The 1,691-nt window shown below is 54.1% G+C and carries 1 rRNA gene (running past one end of the window); it reads right to left on the bottom strand.

Features of this window, described 5'->3' with window-relative positions:
- A 23S ribosomal RNA gene (locus EDD68_RS15070) occupies positions 1-1,628 on the bottom strand; its annotated part reaches 1,396 nt to the left of the window's first position; the annotation flags it as partial.
- Positions 1,629-1,691: the final 63 nt, after the last annotated feature.

Genomic DNA, 1,691 nt, shown 5'->3' with positions numbered 1-1,691 from the left:
TGCTAGAGGCTTTTCTTGGCAGTGTGAATGCGGAGACTTCGGTACTCTAGTTCCCTCCCCATCACAGCTTGAGCTTCCGGTGAACGGATTTGCCTATCCACCACTCTCACTGCTTGGACGCGCTCTTCCATCCGCGCGCTTCCCCTATCCTCCTGCGTCACCCCATCGCTCAAACGGAAGATGGTGGTACAGGAATGTCAACCTGTTTCCCATCGCCTACGCCTTTCGGCCTCGGCTTAGGTCCCGACTAACCCTGAGCGGACGAGCCTTCCTCAGGAAACCTTAGGCTTTCGGTGGAGGAGATTCTCACTCCTCTTTCGCTACTCATACCGGCATTCTCACTTCTAAGCGCTCCACCAGTCCTCACGGTCTGGCTTCCACGCCCTTAGAACGCTCTCCTACCACTGTTCGAAGAACAGTCCGCAGCTTCGGTGATGCGTTTAGCCCCGGTATATTTTCGGCGCAGAGTCACTCGACCAGTGAGCTATTACGCACTCTTTAAATGGTGGCTGCTTCTAAGCCAACATCCTGGTTGTCTAAGCAACTCCACATCCTTTTCCACTTAACGCATACTTGGGGACCTTAGCTGGCGGTCTGGGCTGTTTCCCTCTCGACTATGGACCTTATCACTCATAGTCTGACTCCCAGGGATCAAGTCACTGGCATTCGGAGTTTGACTGAATTCGGTAACCCGATGAGGGCCCCTAGTCCAATCAGTGCTCTACCTCCAGCACTCTTCCCTGAGGCTAGCCCTAAAGCTATTTCGGAGAGAACCAGCTATCTCCGTGTTCGATTGGCATTTCACCGCTACCCACACCTCATCCCCGCGTTTTTCAACACGCGTGGGTTCGGGCCTCCAGTAAGTGTTACCTTACCTTCACCCTGGACATGGGTAGATCACACGGTTTCGGGTCTACGACCCCATACTCTGTCGCCCTGTTCAGACTCGCTTTCGCTGCGGCTCCGGATTCACTCCTTAACCTCGCATGGAATCGTAACTCGCCGGTTCATTCTACAAAAGGCACGCCGTCACCCATGAACGGGCTCCGACTACTTGTAGGCACACGGTTTCAGGTTCTCTTTCACTCCCCTCCCGGGGTGCTTTTCACCTTTCCCTCACGGTACTGGTTCACTATCGGTCACCAGGGAGTATTTAGCCTTGGGAGATGGTCCTCCCAGCTTCCGACGGAATTTCACGTGTTCCGCCGTACTCAGGATCCACTCCGGAGGAAACCGGGTTTCGACTACAGGGCTGTTACCTTCTCTGGCTGGCCTTTCCAGACCGATTCATCTACCCGATTTCTTGGTAACTCCATGTGGAGTGTCCTACAACCCCAGTAAGACATGCTTACTGGTTTGGGCTGTTTCCGTTTCGCTCGCCGCTACTCAGGAAATCGCTGTTGCTTTCTTCTCCTCCGGGTACTGAGATGTTTCAGTTCCCCGGGTTGCCCTCCTTACCCTATGGATTCAGGTAAGGATCCTGCCCCATGACGGACAGGGGGTTGCCCCATTCGGAAATCCCCGGATCGACGCCTACTTACGGCTCCCCGAGGCATATCGGTGTTTGTCCCGTCCTTCATCGGCTCCTGGTGCCAAGGCATCCACCGTGCGCCCTTCTTCACTTAACTTAGCGTGATTCAGCGCTTTTTGATGCTTCATCTTCATGTTCTTATCCAGTTTTCAAGGTACAA

This window comes from Melghiribacillus thermohalophilus (assembly GCF_004342905.1).
Classification (GTDB): Bacteria; Bacillota; Bacilli; order Bacillales; family Alkalibacillaceae; genus Melghiribacillus; species Melghiribacillus thermohalophilus.
This window is presented reverse-complemented; position numbering and strand designations above follow the sequence as displayed.